Here is a 15224-nt window from a genome sequence, read left to right on the forward strand (position 1 = left end):
TAGATGCCGGAGGGTGTCGCATACTGAGCGGGTGAAGACAGAGATCTGCGACCAGTTCGGCATCGACTTCCCGCTGTTTGCGTTCAGCCACTGCCGCGACGTCGTCGCCGCGGTGACCAACGCCGGCGGCTTCGGCGTGCTCGGCGGTACCGCGTTTCGCCCTGATCAGCTCGACCAGGAGCTGACCTGGATCGACGAGCAGGTCAAGGGCAAGCCGTACGGGGTCGACATCATCGTGCCGGCCAAGTTCGAGGGCAAGGGCGAGAACCTGAGCGTCGGCCAACTCGCCGACCGCATCCCGGAGGACTACCGCAGTTTCATCGACGGCCTGCTGGCTGCCCACGGTATCGAGGCCGACGAGAAGCCACGCATCGCAGCGTCGTCGCTGTCGGGGGACACCGGCGCGAGCCTGCTCGAGGTGGCGCTGAACCACCCGATCAAGTTGATGGCCAACGCCCTCGGTGTGCCACCGGACTACATGATCGACGCTGGCAAGCGGACCGGCATCCCGGTCGCGGCCCTGGTGGGCGCCAAGGAGCATGCCATCAAGCAGGTCAATGCCGGTGTGGACCTGCTCATTGCGCAGGGCACCGAAGCCGGCGGCCACTGCGGCGAGGTCACCACACTGGTGCTCATCCCCGAAGTCATCGAGGCGATCGAGGCCATCGGCAAGCCGGTGCCCGTGCTGGCTGCCGGTGGCATCGTGACCGGACGGCAGATGGCGGCCTCGGTCGCCCTCGGCGCGGCCGGCGCCTGGACCGGGTCGGTGTGGCTGACCACCGAGGAGGCCGAGACCGCCCCGCACACCGTGCAGAAGTTCTTGGCGGCCTCCTCCCGGGACACGATTCGCTCAGCGGGCCGCACCGGCAAGCCGTCGCGCCAGCTGCGCTCGGACTGGACCGATGCGTGGTTGCCGAATCAGGGCGGCCGCCAACCCCTTCCACTGCCGCTGCAGTCGATGATCGCCGAGCCGGTGCTACGCCGTATCGACAAGCTGGCCGAGAACGGACATCCCGGCGCGCAGCAGCTGGCCACCTACTTCGTCGGTCAGGGTGTCGGGCTGATGAACAAGGTCAAGCCGGCCCGCGAGGTAGTGCTGGAGTTCATCGAGGACTACGTCAACGCCGCCGAGCGGCTGTCCCGCTCACTGGAGGACTAACCGATCCGCGACAGTAACCTCACGGCGGTCAGAAGGGCTCTGGACCGCCGTGAGGTTACTGTCGCTGCTGCTTCGGAAGGCCTAGAAGCTCTTCGGGGCGTCGCGCACGGCTTGCACCGCCGCGTCGTCCCCGCCGTACTCCACCCGGGCGACGCGCCCGGAGGCGAACAGCACCAGTTCCTCGACCGGCCCGGTGACCGTCACGGTCGGGCCGCTGCCCGCCGTCAGCACCGTCTCACCGTCCGGGGTGCGCAGTTCCAGCTTGGCCGGGATCTTGGCCAACGTCATCTTGGCCGTCATCGACAGGGTGCGGCGCAGCTTGGCGGCCAGCTCCGGGTCCGGCGGGCGCGGAGTCCAGTCCGGCTGGGCCCGGCGCACATCCTCGGTGTGGATGAACATCTCGGCCGCGTTGGCCACCGCATCGAGTGCCTTCAGCGGCGAATACAGTGGCGGCCCGGCGGCGATCTTGTCCAGCAGCGCGTTCCAGTCGCCACGGGCCACCTCGTCTTGCACCTTGGCGGTGTGGCTGGCGAAGGCCGGGATCAGAATGCCCGGCGCCGCGTCCAGCCGGTACTCCCGAATCACCAAGTGGGCAGCAAGATCTCGGGCCGTCCACCCCTCACACAGCGTGGGCGCATCAGGCCCCACACTGCGCAGGCTTTCGACAAGAGCAGCTCGTTCACGACGGGCAACAGACAACGGTGCCTCCCTTCACCTTCACAGGTTAGTCGGCCAGGGGAAGGCGTACCTCGAAGCGCGCCCCGGTGGGCAGGTTGTGCGCCGACAGGGTGCCGCGGTGGGCCTGCACCAAACCTGCCGCGATCGCCAGCCCGAGCCCGGAACCGCTCGGCAGTGACGGATCGGTGCGCGCCACCCGGCCGTTGGAGCCGCGGTAGGCGATGTCGAACACCCTGGGCAGGTCGGCTTCGTTGATGCCGACCCCGGTGTCGTCGACGCGCGCCCAGGCGCCCTTGGTATCTGAGCCGACCGCCAGCTTCACCGACCCGCCCGTGGGGGTGTGGGCAATGGCGTTCGCCACCAGGTTCGACAGCACGCGGACCAGAGCCCGGTCGCTGCCGACCACCCGGACCGGCTTGGGCGGCACGGACACCTCCAGATGCACCCCGGCCCGCTCGGCGGCCATCCGGTGCGCCGAGAGCACGTCGTCGACGACTTCGTCCAACGCCACCTTCTCGTAGGGCGCATACACCGCCCCGGCGTTGATCTTGGACATCTCGAAGAGGTCGTCGACCATTTCCGAGAGCCGGATCGACTCCTGCTCAATGTGTTTGGCCTGTACCTGGACCTCGTCGTCGCTCACCACGCCATCGGCGATCGCCTCGGCCAGCGCGCGAATCCCGGCCAGTGGCGTGCGCAGATCATGGCTGACGAAGGCGACCAGCCGACGCCGGGACTGCTCGGCAGCCCGCTCGGCATCGCGAATCTCCTGCTCCCACACGGTTCGTCGAGCCTGATAGCGCGCCAGCATGACGGCAGAGGGAACGGTCACCACGGCCACGATGCCGAGCACCACGGCGGTGCGGGCGAACGTATCGGTGATCATGAAGCCGCTGGCGCCCAGCACACCGGTCAGTGTCGCCAGCACCGGGATCAGCACCAGCGCCACCATCGTCACGGTCATCGACCAAGACCTGGCCAGCCGGATGATCAACCAGCCGAGCACCACCACCGGCAGTGAACACGCCAGCGCCAGTAGGATAATTTCCGCGATATCAGGCGGTGGCACGATCACCGCCGCCGGCTTCACCCCGCCACAAGTACCCACGGCCCCAGACCGTTTGTACGCGGTGGTGTTCGCCGAGCTTGGAGCGCAGCCGCTTGACGTGCACCGTGACCGTGGAGAGGTCACCGAAGTCCCAGCGCCACACCTTCTGCAGGAGCTCCTCGCGGGAGAACACCGTGTCGGTGTGGGTCAGGAAGAACAGCAGCAGATCGAACTCACGGTTGGTCAGCCCCACCGGCTTGCCGTTGATGGACACCGAGCGCGACGCCGTCGACACCGTCAGATCGCCCACGGTGATCTCCAGCGGCAGCGCGGCAGCGGGGGACGGGGCCCGGCGCAGGACCGAGCGCACCCGCAGAGCCAGCTCGCGAGGACTGAACGGCTTGGTCAGATAGTCGTCGGCCCCGGCCTCGAGCCCGGCGATCCGATCGTCCTCCTCGCCGAGGGCGGTCAGCAGGATCACCGGGACGCTGTAGTCCCCGCCCTGGCGCAGCGTCCGGCACAGCGACAGGCCATTGGGGCCGGGCATCATCACGTCGAGAACGGCGACGTCGATACGTTGGGTGCCCAGCACCCGAAGCGCCTCGCTTCCGTCGCCCGCAACCGTGACTTCCAGTCCGTCGCGCTCCAGATAACGACGCACCACGTCGCGCACGACGGTGTCATCGTCGGCGATCAGAACCCTGGCCGTCATGTAACCGAGGGTAGCGGCAAAAGGCCCCCACCTGCAGCGACGTCATGGTTTTGTCACTGTCTTGCGACTGCTCACCTAGGTTGGCAGCATGCCCGACTGTTCGGTAACGGTGGTTTTGCCTTGCCTCAACGAGGCCGACTCACTTCCTGGCGTACTGGCCGCCATTCCCGCTGGTTATCGCGCTCTGGTCGTTGACAACAACAGCACCGACGGCACCGCGGACGTCGCCAGGGCGCACGGGGCCGACGTCGTTCACGAAACGCGGCCGGGTTACGGGTCGGCAGTTCATGCTGGAGTCGTGGCCGCCGCGACGCCACTGGTCGCCGTGCTCGACGGCGACGGATCACTCGACCCCGGCGACCTGCCGCGCCTGGTCGCCGAACTGGAGCGCGGCGCCGACATGGTGACCGGCCGGCGCAGGCCGGTTCGCGGCCTGAAATGGCCCTGGCATGCGCGCTTGGGAACGGCTGCGGTGTGCTGGCGGCTGCGCACCCGGCACTCGCTGCCCGTGCACGACATCGCACCGATGCGAGTGGCGAAACGCGACGCGCTCCTGGGTCTGGGAGTGATGGACCGCCGTTCTGGGTACCCGCTCGAACTACTGGTCCGTGCCGCGGCCGCGGGATGGCGGGTGGTCGAGGTCGACGTCGACTACGGCCCCCGCACCGCAGGGAAGTCCAAGGTCAGCGGGTCGGTGCGGGGGAGCTTCACTGCAGCGCTCGACTTTTGGAAGGTCATCTCGTGACGCAGCCCGCGATCCCGGTGACTCTTCTCGTGGTGGCCAAAGCTCCGGTGCCAGGCCTGGCCAAGACACGACTGGCGGCGACGCTGGGTCCGGAGGCTGCCGCCGACATTGCCGCAGCGGCGCTGCTGGACACGCTCGACGCGGTGGCCGCAACACCGGTGGCGCACCGGGTGGTCGCCATGACCGGCGATCTCGACCAGGCCTGCCGCCCGGCAGAGATCCGGGAGCGGCTGCGCTCGTTCACCGTGATCGACCAGCGCGGGGATGACTTCGTCGACCGGCTGGTCAATGCCCATGCCGACGCGGCCGCCGGGCGACCGGTGCTGCAGATCGGCATGGACACCCCTCAGGTCAGTGCCGAGCTGCTCACCGCGTGCGCGCGGACGCTGGAAGCGACACCGGCGCTGCTCGGGATGGCCCGCGACGGCGGCTGGTGGGTGCTCGGAGTGTCCGACCCGGCTACTGCCGAATGCCTGCGCGACGTCCCGATGTCGCAGGACGACACGGGCGCTGTAACGCTTCGCGCGCTCCGGCACACAGGGATCGACGTGACGCTCGTCGAGGAGCTGCACGACGTCGACACCGTCGGCGACATCCCGTCGGTCCGCGCGGCCTGCCGGTCAACAAGCCGGTTCGCGCATGTCACGCGAGAGGTATGACGTGTTAGGACAGCTCTACGACCGTGCGCTCGACGGCGAGCGGTGTTGGCTCCGCCATGACGACGGCAGGCTGCATCGGTTGCCGGTGCACAGCTGGTTCGGGCACAGCTCGGATCAGACGTTCGACACCGCGGTGGTCGACCTCTGCGACGGCCCGACCATCGATTTGGGTTGTGGCCCAGGACGTCTGGTGGCTCACCTGGTTCGGCGCGGCATACCGGCGCTCGGAGTCGACCAGTCCGAGACGGCCGTCCGGCTGGCCCGGCGCAACGGCGCCCCGGCGCTGCTGCGCGACGTGTTCGACCCGCTACCGGCCACCGGCCGTTGGCGCACAGTGCTGTTGGCCGACGGCAACGTCGGGCTGGCCGGCGACCCGCGGCGGGTACTGCGCCGGGCTGCCGAGCTGATGTCGCGCGGGGGGCACTGCGTGGTCGAATTCGATCCCGCGGTCGCCGGGGTTCGTGCCAGTTGGGTGCGGCTGGAATCCTCGCGCAGTATCGGCCCGTGGTTCCGGTGGGCGGCGGTGGGGATCGATTGTGCGGCCGCGCTGGCCGATGAGGTCGGGCTGGCCTTGGCGTCGATTCACCCAATCGGCAACCGCGTCGTGGCTACACTCGCGCTGTCATGACGGCGGAGTCGACCACCGCCACCAAGTACTCCTTGCGTGGCACCGCGGTGACGGCCCGGGTGGGGGTCGCACTCGGTATCGCCGTGACCATCTGCTTCATCACCGGCCTGGTCAGCCATTTCATCCAGCATCCGCAGCCGTGGTTCTTCTGGCCCACCCGCCCGGTGTGGCTTTACCAGTTCACCCAGGGCCTGCACGTGATCGCCGGGATCGCCGCGATCCCGCTTCTGGTGGTCAAGCTGTGGTCGGTGTACCCGAAGCTGTTCGAGCGCCCCATCATCGGTGGGCTGACCCGGCAGCTGGAGCGCGCCTCGATCCTGGTTCTGGTGGGCTCCATGCTGTTTCAGCTGTCCACCGGCGTCATGAACATCGCGCAGTGGTATGCCTTCAAGTTCTTCTTCACCACCAGCCATTACGCGATGGCCTACGTCGCCGCGGGTGCGGTGCTGGTGCACATCGCGGTGAAGCTGCCGGTCATCCGGCGTGCACTGGGCGAACCACTCGATGACATCCCCACCGGTGAACTGATGCCGCACCGCGGTCCGAGTCGCCGGGCCGTGCTGGGCGGAACCTGGCTTGCGGTCGGGGCTGCGACGGTTCTCACTGCGGGGCAGACGGTTTCGTGGCTTCGGCATGTCAGCCTGCTGGCGCCGCGGTCCGGCAACGGGCCGCAGGGCGTTCCGGTGAACCGGACGGCGTGGGCGGCCGGGGTGATCCGACCTGCGCAGTCGCCGGACTATCGGCTGACTGTCGTCAACGGGGCGACCACCAAAGCCTTCTCGCTGGACGAACTGGCCGCCATGCCGCAGACCACGCACCGGCTGCCGATCGCGTGCGTCGAGGGATGGAGCGCCACTGCAGACTGGACCGGTGTGGTTCTTGCCGATCTGGTGAAAGCGGTGGGTGGTCAACCTGATTCGGATGTCCGGATGATCTCGCTGGAGCGGCCGGGTCCCTACTCGCGCACCGTGCTTCCGGCTCGCCATGCCCGTGACTCGATGACGCTGATCGCGCTGAAGCTCAACGGTGAGACCTTGGATCTCGACCACGGGTATCCGTGTCGTCTGATCGCCCCGACGCGACCCGGTGTGCTGCAAACGAAATGGCTGACCCGGATCGAGGTGGTCCAGTGACCGCGATCAGGGGGCTGTTACTGCTGGCAGGCCTGGCTGTCGGTGTCTACGGTGCAGTGCTGTTGTGGGACAACTCCACTGAGGTGATCATCCGCATCGTGGCATGGTCGCTGATCGGTGTGCTCCTACACGACGCGGTGTTCGCGCCGCTCTGCCTGGCGCTCGGCTTTGCCGGCCGGCGACTACTCCCGCACAAGTGGTGGACGCCGGTTCTGGTGGCCGGACTCTTGACGGTGGTGCTGGTCGCCTTGGCCATTCCGGTCTACTCCAAGCCTGGACAGCATCTGGACAACTTGACCGTGCTGGACCGCAACTATCAGGCGGGGTTCTGGATCGCGCTTGCGGTGGTGTGGGGTGCGGCGCTGCTGTACCTCGTCGGTGACCGGCTGCTACCAGTTCGTCAGGATCAGGTGGTTCAGCAGCAGGGCTCCGATGACGTTGAGACTCAACCACCACCGGTGGGTGCGGGCGGGTAACAGCGCGCCCGCGGCCGTCAGCCACACCTCGAACGGCAACCAGATCCGTTCGGTCTCGGCCTTCGACAGCATGGACAGATCGGCGAACACGATCGCCGCCAACGCCGCGAGCACCAGCATGTGCAGGCCCGAACGTCGCTTGATCGCGGCGATGTCGAACACCCGGCCGATACCCGCGACGGTGCCCAGGCCGACGGCGCACACCACCGAGGCGAAGTTGGCCCAGCCCCAGTACTGGAACGGCCGATTCGTGGCGATACCTTGCCAGTAGCGTTGCTGGACAAGGGTGTAGCCGTCGAACCACCAGAACCCGGCGACCGCGAACACCGCGACGATCGCCAGTGCGGCCAGCACAGCCGGAACCAGGGTCCGAACAGCGGTGCGCCAGTCGGCGGCGCAGATCAGCACGGCCACCGCGGGCAGCGCCATCAGTCCCAGGCCGTAGTTCAGGAAGATGCCCCAGCCGAGCAGGAGACCCGCCCCGGCCGCGGCAACCCACGGATAGCGCACACGCTGGCGAACGGCCAACGCCAGCAACGCGATACCCCACGCGGCAACACCGGCGAAGTACCCGTCGGCCGACACGGCGATCCAGATGGCGGTAGGGGCCACCGCCACGAACGGCGCCGCAAGCCGTGCCGTGGCTTCGTCACTGAGCGCACGCACCGCGACGATCACCGCTGCGGCCGCCGACGAGCCGATCAGGACGCACCACAACCCGGCCCACGCCCCACCGCCGAGCCCGATGCGGTCGAGCCAGACGAACGTCAGCAGCGCGCCCGGGGGATGGCCTGAGACGTGGGTGATCCACGAATTCGGCTGGAAATCCAGGATTCTGCTGGAGAAGGTACGCACGGCCTCCGGAATGTCGGTGATCGTCGGCACCTGACGCAGATACTCGTGGCGGGCGGTGAGCCGGCCGGCGAAGCCGCGCTGCCAGCCGTCGATCATGGCCAGCGCGAACGCCCAGGCGAACGAGGTTGCCCAGACCGTGAATGTCAGTGCGCGCCAGGACAGTCGCTGGGCAATCGAGCTGCCCCAGATCACGGCGGCAAGGCCGATCAGGATGGCTGGAACCGTGCCCCAGCCGACATGTGCATTCCACCAACCGAAGATCGGGGCGGTCTGCGCGAAGCTGTTGATCTGCTCGGGCGTGCTGTTGATCAGCGGAGTGACGATGCCGAGGTTCAGGTGGGGGACGACGAAGGCTGCCACCACCAGGAGCATGCCGACGCTGACTGCAATCGCTTCCTTGCGCCCGATGCTCACAAGTATTCAGAGTACGGACCGGGCGGGGCTCAGGTCACGACGGTGTCTGGCCGGATTGGCGTCGTTGTTCGGATTCCAGCGTGCTTTGCAGTGTTCCCGGGCTGGGTTCGGGGATGACCTGAGTCCAGCAGCGCACACTCACCGACGAGAAGGCGCCCAACCGGTTGTAGGGCTCAGAACTGATGAACTCGATTGCGGCATCTTCGCTGGCCGCTTCGATCACCATGACCATGCTCTGCGGCGGGCCGTCGCTCCTCAACCGGGCGGGGCCACCGAAGAGAATGCGGTACTGATTGGCGATCAGGAACTCGTAATGCGCTGCGCGCGCGGCAGCCATGGTCTCGAGGCGGTCAAGGGAGATGACGCATTCCAGGAGGTAGCGGGGCATGGTCAGCGCACTCCGGTCCGGAGAACAGCCAGGAATGCTTCCGCCGTCGCAGACGCCGACGCGGGGTTCTGGCCGGTCACCAACAAGCCATCCGTCTCGACGTGGACGGTACCGGGCGACTGCTCGACGAAGTCGGCTCCTTCGGCAATCATTCTGTCCTGCAAGGAGAACGGCATATGTTCGAAAAGCGCGTCGGCGGCATCTTCGCCATGGGTGAAGCCGGTGACCCGGCGGCGGTGTAGCAGCGTCGAACCGTCACTGAGCGCGACCTCCAGCAGCGCCGCGGGACCGTGACACACCGCCGCAACGGGCTTGCCCTGCTCCCACGCTGCCGCGATCACCTGTTTGGTGCCGGGATCGCTTGCCAGATCGAACATCGGGCCATGCCCGCCGGGGACGAATATGCCGTCGACGTCGTCGATGTGGATCGAGTCCAGGCGCACGGTGGCGTTCAGGGCGGCCAGTGCATCGCGGACGTCGGCGATCTGGTCGCGGCTCGGATACCCGCGAGGGTCGACGGGTGCTGGTCCGCCGTGCGGGCTGGCGACGATCACGTCCGCACCGGCGAGCGTGAGAGCCGCGTACGGTTCGGCGAACTCGGAGAACCAGACACCCGTGGTGGGACGACCGTCGATATCGCCGTGGTTGGTGACGATCATCAGGATTCGATGCCTCTTGTCGGTCACCGGCTCTCCTGGGGTGCGGGGAACCCTAGGTGGCGACCGGTGGTCCCAACGTCGAGGCGGACCAGCTTGGCCTCCTCGACCACGCCGTTCCACGGCATCACGATTCCTCCCGTCGTCGTGACGAACAGGCTGCTGGCCCACTTAGGTGGCCCGAAGGTACACGCCGTGGAGCCGGGCATTCCCTGGTCGGGTCCTGCCACCGCGACCCGATCGCCGGTCGTCGGATTCAATCGGATCACGGTGTTGTGAATGTGGTTGGCGATGAACAGGTTTCCATCTGTGGCCACCGCCAGGTCATCCCCGCGCAGCCGCTCTGCGATGACCTCTACAGTTCCGGTCGGCCATCCGGCACTGTCGACCGGGACCGAGAGCACCATGGTCCGGTCGGTGTTCGTGACGATCAGCGCACCGTCCGCTGCCTTGATTCCGTTGGCCCCGGGCAACATCGGTTCCGGCGAGATCTTCTGCAAACGCTCGTCGGCGATCACTACCTGGGATGCGCCGGTCTCGAATTCGATCGCGATCACCGTGCCGGCAATGGAGTCGACGGCATAGCCGAAGCCGGCCGGGCCGGGGGTGAACCCGTTGAGGAAAAGCGTGTCCGGGATCGCCGCGATCTCGGACACCGCCCCGGAATCGGCGACGTGGTAAAGATGGTGAGGTCCTTGTCCCGGCTCGCCGCCCACCACGAACACGCCGTCGGATCCGGCGATCACACCGGCCGGCGCCGTGGGCATCGGGGCCCAGAGATGGCGCTCGCCGTCGATGCTCACCCGGTGCACCTCGTGCCGATTGTGCACTGTCACAGCGAAATCACCGCTCGGAAGAAGCGCGATGTTCTCCACGAAGGTGCCTACCGGCCAGGTAGTGATCACCTGATGTTCAACCGGGTCAAAGGCTGCCTGGTCATGTTCACCGGGTTGGCCGACCATCGCTCCTGCGTTCATCGGTGCCCAGGATGGTCGGGCGGCGACGGATTGTCTTTCACAATGCGCCCGTTACACGATCCGCCGCTATGAAGCGGGATCGATCGTGGTAGACAACCCAGGTGATGGCCGACTATCCCGACGTGCCGAACGGCGCGCGGTGGTCGGTGTCGAGGGTGTTCTTTCCGGCGGGTGACTATGACCATCCGCCGACCGGCCTGCTCCAGCTTCGGGTCGTCCGGCGCGGCAGCTCCTATGCGTACATCGATTTGGGAGCGGGACTGCGGCGGGTCTACACCCGGCCCGGTGATCTGTTGCTGAGCTTGCCGGACCGGCCTACGGCGTTTCGGATTGACGATGGCCGTGAGTTGACGCTGCTCCAGGTGGACCCGTCGTTGGCCGACCACTTGGTTCGGCAGGCTGGTGGTGGGGATCTCGATGACCTCGCGCCGCTGCTGCGGGGCCCTGCTCGCGACGCGGTAGTCGCCGAACTCGCGCGCCGGCTCGAAGGCGGCCAATCCGACACCGAGGCGGCGCAGATGTGGTCGCTCGGAGTCATCGTCGCCAATGTGCTCAGACTGGCCCAGGGGCAGGAGTCCGACCCGGCCGCGGCACGTCTGACCTCCGCGGCTCTGGCTGCCCTGCTTGCCGACCTCGAGCAGACACTCGCTGAGCCGTGGACCGTCGACCGGATGGCTGAGCATGTCGGTCTGCCGAGGCGGGTCTTCGCCGCTGCCTTCAAAGAGGCGACGAGTCTGCCGGCACACCAGTACCTCATGCGCCTGCGGGCGGATCAGGCCGCCGAATTGCTGGGTCGCACGGATCTGCCCATCGCCGCGATCGCACATATGACGGGTTTCTCCGGGCAACCGCATCTGACCAGGTGCCTCAAGCAGCTCAAAGGGACAACGCCCGGCGAGATCCGGCGTTCCCAGCCAGATAGAGGTAAGTGAAAACTAACGGTTGACTGCTGCTTACCGTTAGTTGTAACTTACGGATATGTCCGCGTCAGCCGTCCTCGACGCCCTCGGCGACAAGACCCGCCGGTCAATCTTCGAGAAGGTGGCCCGAGGTCCCGTTGCGGTCGGCGTGCTCGCCGACCAACTACCGATATCCCGGCCTGCGGTCTCGCAACATCTACGGGTCCTCAAAGACGCCGGGCTCGTGGTGGAGACCGCCGTCGGAACCCGGCGGCTCTATCGCGTCAACCAGGCCGGATTGGCGGCCGTGCGGGCCTATTTCGACAGCTTCTGGGAAACCACCCTCGACAACTTCGCGCTATTGGCCGAGGCCGAAGCGCATCGCAAGGAAGGACGCCACCGATGACCATTCAGTCCGATTCCGACGTACACGTCACCCGCACCATCGGCGTGCCGCTGGCACCTGAGGCCGCTTTTGATCTGTTCACCGCCCGCATGTCGGAGTTCTGGCCGGCCAGTCATTCGATCGGCGCAGCGCCCTTCGAGGCTGTGGTGATCGAACCCTGGATCGGCGGGCGCTGGTACGAGCGCAGTGCCGACGGCAGCGAATGTCAGTGGGGACGGGTGCTGGCGTGGGAGCCGCCGCATCGCCTGGTGCTCGCCTGGCAGCTCGATGCGGACTGGCGCTACGACCCAGAGTTCGAAACCGATGTCGACATCACCTTCGTCGAATCCGAACCGGGGCACACGAAACTTGCCTTGCGGCATGGTCATTTGGAGCGTTTCGGCGATCGGGCGGACGAGCTGAAGGCAGTCTTCTCCTCGCCCAATGGCTGGGGCGGAATCCTCGACGCCTACCGTGCCGTCGGCGCACACTAGGGCCAGCTGGCCCACGAAGTCACGGCGATCCGGATTACCGGTCCATCCAGCGAAACCGTTTCGTACTGAGGGTATTTCGCCCGCAGCAACGCCAGTGCGTGCTCGAACTCCGGTCCCTCGGTGAGCACCGCCGCGATTCCGTCGGCCCGCACCCACCACAGCTGCGACCAGTCCTCGTCGTATTGGTCGACCAGAACGCTCACTGCCGGGTTCGCGGCGATATTGGCCAGGCGGCGTAGACGATTCGTCGACTTCGGCTTACCGTCCACCGCGGTGTACACCACATCTCCGTCGGCGGCGAACACAATCGGCACCGTATGCGGGCGGCCCTCCGGAGTGACCGTGGCCAGCCGCGCGACAGGCGCGGACGCGAAGCGCGAACTCACACCTGGGTGGCGGGCTGATCGACGACGGCACCCGGTGTGCTGGCGATGAAGTCCTCGATCAGGTCGACCACCTCCATCGGCCGCTCCACTTGAGGGAAATGGCCCACCCCGGACAGCACTTCCAGCCGGACGTCGGGCCGGGTCTCCTGCACGGCGTAGGCATGCTGGACCGGAATGATGGCGTCTTCGTCGCCCCAGATCGCCATGGTCGGCAGATCGGCTTTGACGTGCAGGCGGTTCAGCGCGCTGACGGCCTGGCCGCGATAGTCCACCACCGAGCGCAGCGTGCGCAGGAACGCCTGACGGGTTTCGGGATCGGAGAACGAACTGTAGGCATTCCAGATCTCGGCGCCGCGCGGGGATTCCACACCCATCTTGGCGAAGAAGGAGCGGACCTTCTCGCCGACCGACAGCACCGGCGGCGGCGCGATGATCGGCATGATCAGCTCGGCCCCGGGCGCCGACAGCAGGCGCAGGGTCCAGCCGACGTCGGGACCCAGCCCACCGCTGCCGATGAGGATCAGCCGCTCGGCGTAGTCGGGGTGCTGATAGACGAACTGCATCGCCACGCCACCACCGAGCGAGTGCCCGACCACCGTGGCCCGTGCCACGCCGATCTCGTCGAGCAGATCGCGCAGCGAGACCGCGAAGGCGCCCAGTGAATAGTCGCTGCGGGGTTTGGCCGAGTGACCGTGGCCGAGCAGGTCGGGCGCCACCACGCGGTAGCGACGCGACAGCGGACGGATCACCGAACGCCAGGTCTGTGAACTGCCGGCCATCCCGTGTAGGAGCAGGATCACCTCGCCCTGACCCTCGTCGAGGTAGGCCACTTGGTCACCGTGCAGGTCGAGATACTTCAGCTCGCCCATAGAAGACCTCCTTCAGTGAACAATTGTTCACCAACCATAGCCGCCTGGCAAATCTCCACCGTTTTCGAAGCGTTGCCGCAGTGCCCGGCGGTCGAGTTTGCCGATGCCGCGGCGGGGCAGTTCGTCCACGACGTGGAGTTCCCGCGGTGCGGCCGTCGAATCCAGCGAATGCGCCAGATACTCCTTGATCTCGGCCACACTCGGCTCGACCGCGCCGGCCACCAGAACCACGGCGGCTACCACCCGCTGGCCCAGACGGTCGTCGGGCACCCCGAAGACTGCGCAGTCGGCGACAGCCGGATGCCGCGAGAGCACGGCCTCGACCGGCGCGGGCATTACCGTCAGCCCGCCCGTGCTGATCGCCTCGTCGGCCCGGCCCAGCACCACCAGACGTCCGGCGTCGTCGAACCTGCCGAGGTCGTCGGTGTGGAACCAGCCCAACTCGGCGAACGGGTCCGGATTCGGCGGCGTCCGATAGCCCTTGGCCAACGTCGAACCACCGATCACGATGCGGCCCTCACCCGGTTCGGTTCCGTCGTCGAGCCGGATCCGGACCCCGTCCAGTGGCACACCGTCGTACACGCAGCCGCCCGAGGTTTCACTCGAGCCGTAGGTCCGCACCACCGCGATTCCGGCCGCTGTCGCACCCTCGAGCACCGGCCGCGGGGCGGGGCCGCCGCCGAGGAGCACGGCGTCGAGTTCGGCCAGCGCCGCGGTGGCCTCGGGGTTCAGCAGAGCTTTGGCGAGTTGGGTCGCCACCAGCGAGGTGTACTTACGGCCGGAGCCCAATTGAGCTATCGCCGTGGGCAATTCGGTCACGTCGAAACCTGCCGAGACATCGAGTTCGACGGGTACGGTGCCGGCCTGCAGGCTGCGTACCAACACCTGGATGCCGGCGATGTGGTGGGCGGGCAGCGCGAGGAGCCAGGTGCCGAGGCCGCCGAGACGGTCGTGGGTGGCTGACGCGCTGGCGATCAACGCAGCCGGCGTGAGCATCGCGCCCTTGGGTGTTCCGGTGGTGCCCGACGTCGAGACCACCAGGGCCACGTCGTCGTCGATCTCCTCGCCGACCCGCAGCGAGGTGGTCAGCAATTCACTCTCCCGCAGATCACCGGCCGGGATCGGCACCAGCGGGGCATCGCGCCCGTCGAGCACCCCCTCGAGGGCGGCCATCAGCGACAGTGCCGATGGGCCGGGAGGGATGGCCAGTGCTCGTAGCGTGGTTATTCGACGTCCTCGCTGTCTCGCGGATCGTCCAGCGGCCAACCGTAGGCCGCCAGCTTGGCCCGAACCCGTTCGATGTCGTCGGGTGCGGGCAGTTCGTCGGTGATCTGGGTGATGAGGACACCGATGTCGATGTGGTCGAAGTCGCCACCGTCGAGGAGGGTGTGGGCGACGGCCTTGACCTCCTCATCGCTGAGCCGGCGGCGCAGCAGTGCGAACAGTGGAACCTGGTCGGGGCGCGGCACTCCATCGGGGTACCCGGATTTGATCCAGGCCACGATTTTGGTGATGAAGTTGGTCACCGCGGCGTCTCCCTGCCCGGGGCGTGTGAGGCGCCCGATGGATGTCGAAAATCCTAGTTGGCGCACGACTGCACCGCCCTATTGATCTACCTCGACCCCCACCGAACGGGCCAACCCAGCAACTCCGGAAGATGAAC

20 protein-coding genes are annotated in these 15224 nt (G+C 67.2%); 9 read left to right on the forward strand and 11 right to left on the reverse strand.

What is annotated here, in order from left to right; genetic code table 11:
- Nucleotides 1–31 precede the first annotated feature (31 nt).
- Nucleotides 32–1159, forward strand: a complete 1128-nt coding sequence (locus BN3385_RS06185) for an NAD(P)H-dependent flavin oxidoreductase (RefSeq protein ID WP_059015706.1) — start codon at nt 32–34, stop codon at nt 1157–1159.
- 81 nt (nt 1160–1240) lie between these two features.
- On the opposite strand, the gene BN3385_RS06190 is transcribed toward BN3385_RS06185, so the two are convergent.
- From BN3385_RS06190 to BN3385_RS06200, 3 genes are read right to left on the reverse strand one after another with little or no spacing between them, the layout of a single operon-like run.
- A complete protein-coding gene (locus tag BN3385_RS06190; RefSeq protein ID WP_059015707.1) occupies nt 1241–1858 on the reverse strand; it encodes a TIGR03085 family metal-binding protein in 618 nt (205 codons plus the stop codon).
- A gap of 25 nt (nt 1859–1883) precedes the next feature.
- Nucleotides 1884–2912 (reverse strand): sensor histidine kinase, encoded by a 1029-nt coding sequence (locus BN3385_RS06195; protein WP_502688041.1) that lies wholly within the window; start codon nt 2910–2912, stop codon nt 1884–1886.
- Entirely contained in the window at nt 2893–3597 is a 705-nt protein-coding gene (locus BN3385_RS06200; RefSeq protein WP_059015708.1) for a response regulator transcription factor, read from the reverse strand. The genes BN3385_RS06195 and BN3385_RS06200 overlap by 20 nt, the downstream gene beginning before the upstream one ends.
- 88 nt (nt 3598–3685) lie before the next feature.
- On the opposite strand from BN3385_RS06200, the gene BN3385_RS06205 reads away from it, so the two are divergent.
- From BN3385_RS06205 to BN3385_RS06225, 5 genes are read left to right on the forward strand one after another with little or no spacing between them, the layout of a single operon-like run.
- Nucleotides 3686–4342: a glycosyltransferase family 2 protein gene (locus tag BN3385_RS06205; RefSeq protein ID WP_059015709.1), complete on the forward strand. Its 657-nt coding sequence runs from the start codon at nt 3686–3688 to the stop codon at nt 4340–4342.
- On the forward strand, nt 4339–5001 hold the full coding sequence (locus BN3385_RS06210; protein WP_059015710.1) for a TIGR04282 family arsenosugar biosynthesis glycosyltransferase: 663 nt from the start codon (nt 4339–4341) through the stop codon (nt 4999–5001). The genes BN3385_RS06205 and BN3385_RS06210 overlap by 4 nt, the downstream gene beginning before the upstream one ends.
- 1 nt (nt 5002) lies before the next feature.
- Nucleotides 5003–5629 (forward strand): methyltransferase domain-containing protein, encoded by a 627-nt coding sequence (locus tag BN3385_RS06215; RefSeq protein ID WP_059015711.1) that lies wholly within the window; start codon nt 5003–5005, stop codon nt 5627–5629.
- A complete protein-coding gene (locus tag BN3385_RS06220) occupies nt 5626–6762 on the forward strand; it encodes a molybdopterin-dependent oxidoreductase (RefSeq protein ID WP_059015712.1) in 1137 nt (378 codons plus the stop codon). Before BN3385_RS06215 ends, BN3385_RS06220 begins: the two co-directional genes overlap by 4 nt.
- On the forward strand, nt 6759–7238 hold the full coding sequence (locus tag BN3385_RS06225; RefSeq protein ID WP_059015713.1) for a hypothetical protein: 480 nt from the start codon (nt 6759–6761) through the stop codon (nt 7236–7238). The genes BN3385_RS06220 and BN3385_RS06225 overlap by 4 nt, the downstream gene beginning before the upstream one ends.
- Here BN3385_RS06225 and BN3385_RS06230 read toward each other — a convergent pair.
- From BN3385_RS06230 to BN3385_RS06245, 4 genes are read right to left on the reverse strand one after another with little or no spacing between them, the layout of a single operon-like run.
- On the reverse strand, nt 7152–8507 hold the full coding sequence (locus BN3385_RS06230) for a hypothetical protein (RefSeq protein WP_059015714.1): 1356 nt from the start codon (nt 8505–8507) through the stop codon (nt 7152–7154). The two genes, BN3385_RS06225 and BN3385_RS06230, sit on opposite strands and share 87 nt — an antisense overlap.
- A gap of 34 nt (nt 8508–8541) precedes the next feature.
- Nucleotides 8542–8895 (reverse strand): YciI family protein, encoded by a 354-nt coding sequence (locus BN3385_RS06235; RefSeq protein ID WP_059015715.1) that lies wholly within the window; start codon nt 8893–8895, stop codon nt 8542–8544.
- Between the two features lie 2 nt (nt 8896–8897).
- Entirely contained in the window at nt 8898–9581 is a 684-nt protein-coding gene (locus tag BN3385_RS06240) for a type 1 glutamine amidotransferase domain-containing protein (RefSeq protein WP_156432596.1), read from the reverse strand.
- On the reverse strand, nt 9578–10528 hold the full coding sequence (locus BN3385_RS06245) for an SMP-30/gluconolactonase/LRE family protein (RefSeq protein ID WP_156432597.1): 951 nt from the start codon (nt 10526–10528) through the stop codon (nt 9578–9580). Before BN3385_RS06245 ends, BN3385_RS06240 begins: the two co-directional genes overlap by 4 nt.
- Nucleotides 10529–10632: 104 nt before the next feature.
- Here BN3385_RS06245 and BN3385_RS06250 point away from each other — a divergent pair, with 104 nt between their 5' ends.
- The 3 genes from BN3385_RS06250 to BN3385_RS06260 are packed head-to-tail and all read left to right on the forward strand — an operon-like array spanning nt 10633 to nt 12306.
- Complete coding sequence (locus tag BN3385_RS06250) at nt 10633–11460, forward strand: helix-turn-helix domain-containing protein (protein ID WP_156432598.1); 828 nt, start codon at nt 10633–10635, stop codon at nt 11458–11460.
- A gap of 46 nt (nt 11461–11506) precedes the next feature.
- Nucleotides 11507–11833: an ArsR/SmtB family transcription factor gene (locus BN3385_RS06255; protein ID WP_059015719.1), complete on the forward strand. Its 327-nt coding sequence runs from the start codon at nt 11507–11509 to the stop codon at nt 11831–11833.
- A complete protein-coding gene (locus tag BN3385_RS06260; protein ID WP_059015720.1) occupies nt 11830–12306 on the forward strand; it encodes an SRPBCC family protein in 477 nt (158 codons plus the stop codon). Before BN3385_RS06255 ends, BN3385_RS06260 begins: the two co-directional genes overlap by 4 nt.
- Here BN3385_RS06260 and BN3385_RS06265 read toward each other — a convergent pair.
- The 4 genes from BN3385_RS06265 to BN3385_RS06280 all read right to left on the reverse strand — a co-directional run bounded on the left by BN3385_RS06265 (nt 12303) and on the right by BN3385_RS06280 (nt 15087).
- A complete protein-coding gene (locus tag BN3385_RS06265) occupies nt 12303–12692 on the reverse strand; it encodes a TIGR03668 family PPOX class F420-dependent oxidoreductase (protein ID WP_059015721.1) in 390 nt (129 codons plus the stop codon). The genes BN3385_RS06260 and BN3385_RS06265 overlap by 4 nt on opposite strands.
- Complete coding sequence (locus BN3385_RS06270) at nt 12689–13561, reverse strand: alpha/beta fold hydrolase (RefSeq protein ID WP_059015722.1); 873 nt, start codon at nt 13559–13561, stop codon at nt 12689–12691. Before BN3385_RS06270 ends, BN3385_RS06265 begins: the two co-directional genes overlap by 4 nt.
- A 27-nt stretch (nt 13562–13588) precedes the next feature.
- Nucleotides 13589–14716, reverse strand: a complete 1128-nt coding sequence (menE, locus tag BN3385_RS06275) for an o-succinylbenzoate--CoA ligase (RefSeq protein ID WP_502688054.1) — start codon at nt 14714–14716, stop codon at nt 13589–13591.
- A 68-nt stretch (nt 14717–14784) separates the two neighbouring features.
- Nucleotides 14785–15087, reverse strand: coding sequence for a DUF3349 domain-containing protein (locus BN3385_RS06280; protein WP_059015724.1), 303 nt, complete (start codon nt 15085–15087; stop codon nt 14785–14787).
- Nucleotides 15088–15224: the final 137 nt, after the last annotated feature.

Origin of the sequence: Mycobacterium sp. M26, assembly GCF_001494595.1 — a bacterium.
Classification (GTDB): domain Bacteria; phylum Actinomycetota; class Actinomycetes; order Mycobacteriales; family Mycobacteriaceae; genus Mycobacterium.

Coding starts and splice junctions, on each gene's coding strand:
- BN3385_RS06205 (WP_059015709.1), top strand. CDS start 3,686: ATGCCCGACTGTTCGGTAACGGTGGTTTTGCCTTGCCTCAACGAGGCC.
- BN3385_RS06255 (WP_059015719.1), top strand. CDS start 11,507: ATGTCCGCGTCAGCCGTCCTCGACGCCCTCGGCGACAAGACCCGCCGG.
- BN3385_RS06270 (WP_059015722.1), bottom strand. CDS start 13,561: ATGGGCGAGCTGAAGTATCTCGACCTGCACGGTGACCAAGTGGCCTAC.
- BN3385_RS06260 (WP_059015720.1), top strand. CDS start 11,830: ATGACCATTCAGTCCGATTCCGACGTACACGTCACCCGCACCATCGGC.
- BN3385_RS06200 (WP_059015708.1), bottom strand. CDS start 3,597: ATGACGGCCAGGGTTCTGATCGCCGACGATGACACCGTCGTGCGCGAC.
- BN3385_RS06245 (WP_156432597.1), bottom strand. CDS start 10,528: ATGAACGCAGGAGCGATGGTCGGCCAACCCGGTGAACATGACCAGGCA.
- BN3385_RS06220 (WP_059015712.1), top strand. CDS start 5,626: ATGACGGCGGAGTCGACCACCGCCACCAAGTACTCCTTGCGTGGCACC.
- BN3385_RS06235 (WP_059015715.1), bottom strand. CDS start 8,895: ATGCCCCGCTACCTCCTGGAATGCGTCATCTCCCTTGACCGCCTCGAG.
- BN3385_RS06250 (WP_156432598.1), top strand. CDS start 10,633: ATGGCCGACTATCCCGACGTGCCGAACGGCGCGCGGTGGTCGGTGTCG.